Raw genomic sequence first — 6,629 nt, 5'->3', positions numbered from 1 at the left:
GCCGGGTGCACCCCGAAACCCTCGACACCCGTCTCCTCCGGCAGAGCCACCTCGGCATAGATCTCCTCGGCCGAACCGGCACCGGAGCGCCAGGCGGCCGTCAAGCCCTGGAACACCGGCCCGTACTCCAGACCCGCCTGCGCCAGTGTGTCGTACAGGCCTTCCAGATCGACCCGCTCAGCACCCCGCGGCGGCCACGCGGCCAGCTCGAACGAAGGCGCGGGCGCGGCGGCGGAGAGCACACCGGTGGCGTGTCGCGTCCAGGGCTCGTCGGTTCCCTCGGCGCGCGAGTGGACGGTGACCGTGCGGGCGCCCGACTCGTCGGGCGCTCCCACCGACACCTGTACGGCGGCTCCGCCATGCTCCGGCAGTACGAGCGGCGCCTCCAGCGTCAGCTCCTCCAGCAGCTCGCAACCGACCTCGTCGCCGGCGCGGATCGCCAGGTCCACCAGGCCGGTGCCCGGGAACAGCACGGTGCCGCCGACCGCGTGATCCGCCAGCCACGGCTGCGACGCCGTCGACAACCGGCCCGTCAGCACCACACCGTCACTGTCGGCCAGGGTCACCGCCGCGCCGAGCAGCGGGTGGCCGGAGGCGCCGATGCCCATTTCGGACAGCGCGGTGCCCGTTTCGACGGTGCTCTCCAGCCAGTACGTGCTGCGCTGGAAGGCGTAGGTGGGCAAGCCCTCGATCACGCGGGTCCCGGCACCCGCGTAGAACGCGGTCCAGTCGGGCGAGGCCCCGCAGACGTGCAGCCGAGCCACGGCGATCAGAAGTGCGGGCACCTCGGCGCGGCCCTTGCGCAGCGCGGCCGTCAGCACGGCCGTCTCCGACCCGACCGACTGCTGCGCCATGGCGGTCAGCACACCGTCCGGCCCCACTTCCAGGAAGCGGGTCACTCCCTCCGACTCCAGCACCTTCACCGCGTCCGCGAACCGGACCGCCTCACGGACATGGCGGACCCAGTACCCCGGATCGGACAGCTCGCTCGCGCCCACCGGGGTGCCGGTCAGGGTCGACACAATCGGGATGCTCGGCACGCCGTACTCCAACTCGGCTGCCACAGCGCGGAATTCGTCGAGCATCGGGTCCATCAGCGGGGAGTGGAAGGCGTGCGAGACCTTCAGCCGGGTCGTCTTACGGCCCTCCGCCTCGAAGTGCGCCTTGATCCGCAGCGCCTCCGCCTCCACACCGGAGACCACCACCGCCTGCGGGCCGTTCACGGCGGCGATGCCGATGCCGTCGGCGAGCAGGGGGCGTACCTCGTCCTCCGTCGCCTGGACAGCGACCATCGCGCCGCCTTCCGGCAGCGCCTGCATCAGCCGGCCGCGAGCCACGACCAGCCTCGCCGCATCGGCGAGGGACAGCACCCCGGCCACATGCGCGGCGGCGAACTCACCGATCGAGTGACCGGCCAGGTAGTCGGGCCTGATACCCCACGACTCCACCAGCCGGTACAGCGCCACCTCGACCGCGAACAGGGCCGGCTGGGTGAACTCCGTACGGCTCAACCGCTCCGCGTCCTCACCCCACACGACCTCCCGCAACGGCAGGTCGAGCACATCCAGGACCGCGTCGAAAGCCTCGGCGAACACCGGGAACGCCTCATACAGCTCCCGGCCCATCCCGACCCGCTGCGCACCCTGACCCGTGAACAGGAACGCCGTACGACCAGCACCCCGCACACTCCCCTGCACCACACCCGCAGCCGACCGGCCCTCCACGAACGCGCTCAGACCCGCCAGCAACTCCTCCCGGTCCGCACCCACCACGGCCGCCCGGAAGTCCAGGGCGGTACGGCGGGTGGCGAGGGAGTGGGCGATGTCCAGCGAGCTCAGGGACGGATCGCTGGTGACGTATGTCCGCAGGCGTTCGGCCTGAGCGCGCAGGGCCTCGGGGGTCTTGCCGGACAGCGGCCAGATGACCGGACCGGGCACCGTTTCCGGGTTCTCGAGGGCCTTCTCTGCGGGGGCCTCTTCGATGATGACGTGGGCGTTGGTGCCGCTGATACCGAACGAGGAGATGCCCGCACGGCGCGGACGCCCCGTCTCCGGCCACGGACGGGACTCGGTCAGCAGCCGGACGTTGCCCTCCGACCAGTCCACCTGGTGCGTGGGCTCATCGACGTGAAGGGTCTTGGGCAGCACACCGTGACGGATCGCCTCGACCATCTTGATGATGCCCGACACACCCGCCGCCGCCTGCGTGTGCCCCATGTTCGACTTGATCGAACCCAGCCACAACGGCTGATCCTCCGGACGGTCCTTCCCGTACGTCGCCAGCAGCGCCTGCGCCTCGATCGGGTCACCCAGAGTGGTACCCGTACCGTGCGCCTCCACCGCGTCCACGTCGGTGGTGCTCAAGCCCGCCTGGGCCAGTGCCTGCCGGATGACCCGGCGCTGGGAGGGTCCGTTGGGGGCCGTCAGGCCGTTGCTCGCGCCGTCCTGGTTCACTGCCGAGCCCTTGACGACCGCGAGGACCGGGTGGCCGTTGCGGCGGGCGTCGGACAGGCGCTCGACGAGCAGCATGCCCACGCCCTCGCCCCACGCGGTGCCGTCCGTGGAGTCGGCGAACGACTTGCACCGGCCATCAGGAGCCAGCCCCCGCTGCCGGCTGAACTCCACGAACGCCTCCGGCGTCGCCATCACCGCCACACCACCGGCCAGCGCCAGCGAGCACTCCCCCGACCGCAACGCCTGCGCCGCGAGATGCAACGCCACCAACGACGACGAGCACGCGGTGTCCACGGTCACGGAGGGGCCTTCGAGGCCGAACGTGTAGGACACCCGGCCCGAGGCGACGGAACCGGTGTTCGTGTTGTCCTGATAGTCGTGGTACATCATCCCGGCGAACACGCCCGTGGCCGAGCCCTTCAGCGTCGTCGGGTCGATGCCGGCCCGCTCGATCGCCTCCCAGGCGGTCTCCAGCAGCAGCCGCTGCTGCGGATCGATCGCCAGGGCCTCGTTCGGGCTGATGCCGAAGAAGTCGGGGTCGAAGTCGCCCGCACGGTGGAGGAAGCCGCCGTGCTTGACGTAGCTGGTGTTGGGACGCTCGGAGGCGGGGTCGTACAGCTCGTCGATGTTCCAGCCGCGGTTGGTCGGGAACTCCGACACCGCGTCCACCCCGTCGGCTACCAGCCGCCACAGGTCCTCCGGCGTCTCCACCCCGCCCGGGTAACGGCAGCTCATCCCGACGATGACGATCGGGTCGCCGTCCGTCGCGGCGACGGTGGGGGCCGCGCCGGTCGCGTCCTCGCCGGTACCCGTGACCTCCTGGGCCAGGTGGCGGGCGAGCACGACCGGGCTCGGGTAGTCGAAGACGAGGGTGGCGGGCAGCCGCATGCCGACGGCTTCGCCGAGGCCGTTGCGGAACTCGACCGCGCTGAGCGAGTCGAAGCCCAGCTCGCTGAAGGCCTGTGCGGGGTCGATGGCCTCCGGTCCCGCGTGACCGAGGGTCGCGGCGGCCGTGGCCCGGACCAGACCGAGGATCTCGGCCTCCTGCTCCTCCGGGGAGAGTCCGGCGAGTCGTTGGGCGAGGGCCGACGACGACGCCGTACCCGTCGTACCGCTGACGACCCGGCGGGCCGGGCGGCGGACCAGACTGCGGAACAGTTCCGGGAGTTCGCCGGCGCCCGCGCCGAGTGCCTTGACGTCCAGGCGGATGGGGACGAGGGCGGGGGCGGGCAGGGCGCTCGCGGTGTCGAACAGCGCCAGGCCCTGCTCGGGCGTAAGCGCGTGCACACCGGTGCTGTTCATCCGGTCGATGTCGGCCTGGCTCAGCTCACCGGCCATGCCGCCGCCCCACAGGCCCCAAGCCAGCGACTGTGCGGGCAGACCCTGCGCCTTGCGGTGGGCGGCGAGAGCGTCCAGGAACGTGTTGGCGGCCGCGTAGTTGCCCTGGCCCGGATTGCCCAGGGTGCCCGCGGCGGAGGAGAAGAGGACGAACGCGGTGAGGTTCTTGTCCGCGGTCAGCTCGTGCAGGTTCAGGGCCGCGTCCACCTTCGGACGCAGCACCTTCTCCACCCGCTCCGGGGTGAGGGAGGCGATCACACCGTCGTCCAGGACACCGGCCACATGCACGACCCCCGACAGGTCGACCCCGTCCAGGAGCGCGGCCAGCGCCTCACGGTCCGCCGCGTCACAGGCCGCCACCGTCACCTCGGCGCCCAGAGCGGACAGCTCCTGGGCCAACTCCCGCATACCGGGGGCCTTTTCACCCCGACGGCTGGTCAGCAGCAGACGGCGCACCCCGTACTCGGTCACCAGGTGCCGGGCGAAGAGACCGCCCAGGGTGCCGGTCGCACCGGTCACCAGCACCGTCCCCTCGGCGGAGAAGACCGACGCGGGACGGGCTGCCTCGTCGTCCGTCACAGGGGTGCGCACCAGCCGGGCTCCGTGGGCCGCGCCGTCACGGACCACGACCTGCGGTTCACCCGTCGCCAACGCCAGGGCGACGGCGTCATCGGTGTCGGTGTCGGTGTCGGTGTCGACATCGACCAGGACGAAACGGTCCGGGTCCTCCGACTGGGCGGAGCGGACCAGGCCCCACACGGCGGCACCCGCCAGGTCGGTGACGTCCTCACCCGGCAACGCCACCGCCCCCCGCGTCACTACCGCGACACGCCCGGCAGCCGACCGCAGCTCGGCGAGCGCCCGATGCACCGCCGTCCGCACGGCTTCCCCGTCCGCACCCGGCGCGCTGCTGAGCACCACCACATCATCCGGCGCAGAATCATGCGAACGCACCTCCGGCAGTCGCGCCCAGTCCAGCTGGAACAGTGATGCGTGGAACGCCGACCGGGCCGCCGCCAGCTGCTCCGGCGCGACCTCCCGGAGCACCAGTGAACGGACCGTCGCCACCGGGCTGCCCTGCTCGTCGGCGACCGCGAGGGCGACACCCTCGGCGCCCTCGCGGGCGAGTCGGACCCGTACCCGGGAAGCACCGGTCGCGTGCAGCGAGACACCGGTCCAGGCGAAGGGCAGACGTGTGCTCTCGGCACCGCCGGGCAGCAGCCCGGTCGCGTGCAGGCAGGCGTCCAGCAGGGCCGGGTGCACTCCGAAGCCCTCGACACCGGTTTCCTCCGGCAGGGCCACCTCGGCGTAGATCTCCTCGGCCGAACCGGCACTGGAGCGCCAGGCGGCCGTCAGGCCCTGGAACACCGGCCCGTACTCCAGACCCGCCTCCGCCAGTGTGTCGTACAGGCCCGTCAGCTCGACCCGTTCGGCGCCCTGCGGCGGCCACTGGGCCAAGTCGAAGGAGGCCTGCGGTGCCGCGGCCGACAACAGTCCCGTCGCGTGCCGGGTCCACGTGCCCTCCTCGTCGTCGGAGCGCGCGTACACGTTCACCTGCCGCGTGCCGTCCTCGCCGGCGCTACCGACCACCACCTGTACGGCGACTCCGCCGCGCTCCGGCAGCACGAGCGGCGCCTCCAGCGTCAGCTCCTCCAGCAGCTCGCAGCCGACCCGGTCGCCGGCCGCCAGCGCCAGGTCCACCAGCCCGGTACCGGGGAAGAGGACGGTGCCGCCGACCGCGTGGTCCGCCAGCCACGGCTGGGCCGACGTGGAGAGCCGGCCCGTCAGCACCACACCGTCGCTGTCCGGCGAGGCCACCACGGCGCCGAGCAGCGGATGCACCGCACGGTCGAGCCCTGCGGACGTCACCCCACCGGTGTCCGCACCGGCCCACGCGTCGGACCAGTACTCCAACGCGTCCATCCAGTAGCGCCGGCGCTGGAAGGCGTAGGTGGGCAGGTCGACGCGGCGGGCTCCGGTGCCCGCGTAGAACGCCGCCCAGTCGACCTTCCCACCGTGCACGGCGATCCGGGCCACGGCGGACACCAGCTCACGCGCTTCATCACGGTCACGACGCAGAGCCGGGACGAAGACACCCTCGGCACTCTGCTGGCCCATCGCCGTCAGCACGGCGTCGGGGCCGAGTTCGAGGTAGGTGGTCACACCCTTCTCGGCCAGCACCTCCACCGCGTCCGCGAACCGGACCGCCTCACGGACATGGCGGACCCAGTACTCCGGGTCGGACAGCTCGTCGGTGACCAGAGCACCGGTCAGGGTCGACACGATCGGGACCGCAGGCGTGCCGTACTCCAACTCCGCTGCGATCGCCCGGAATTCGTCGAGCATCGGCTCCATCAGCGGCGAGTGGAAAGCGTGCGAGACCTTCAGCCGCGTCGTCTTACGGCCCTCCGCCTCGAAGTGCGCCTTGATCCGCAGCGCCTCCGCCTCCACACCGGAAACCACCACCGCCTGCGGGCCGTTCACCGCCGCGATACCGACACCATCCACCAGCAGCGGACGGACCTCGTCCTCGGTCGCCTGCAGGGCGACCATCGCGCCGCCCTCCGGCAGCGCCTGCATCAAACGGCCACGAGCCACGACCAGCTTCGCCGCATCCGCCAGGGACAGCACCCCGGCCACATGCGCGGCGGCGAACTCACCGATCGAATGCCCCGCCAGATAGTCGGGCCTGATACCCCACGACTCCACCAGCCGGAACAACGCCACCTCGACCGCGAACAGAGCCGGCTGGGTGAACTCCGTACGGCTCAGCCGCTCCGCGTCCTCACCCCACACGACTTCCTTGAGCGGCAGGTCGATCACATCCAGGACCGCGTC

At 71.8% G+C, this 6,629-nt stretch carries 1 protein-coding gene; it reads right to left on the bottom strand.

What is annotated here, in order from left to right; all coding sequences use genetic code 11:
* Positions 1 to 6,629, bottom strand: a 6,629-nt coding sequence (locus ACWDEN_RS47675; RefSeq protein ID WP_450864372.1) for an SDR family NAD(P)-dependent oxidoreductase, incomplete at both ends; no start/stop codon positions are given.

This window comes from Streptomyces sp. NPDC001153, assembly GCF_053598315.1.
The sequence above is the reverse complement of the archived record's forward strand: the minus strand, read 5'-3'. Positions and strand labels throughout refer to the sequence as shown.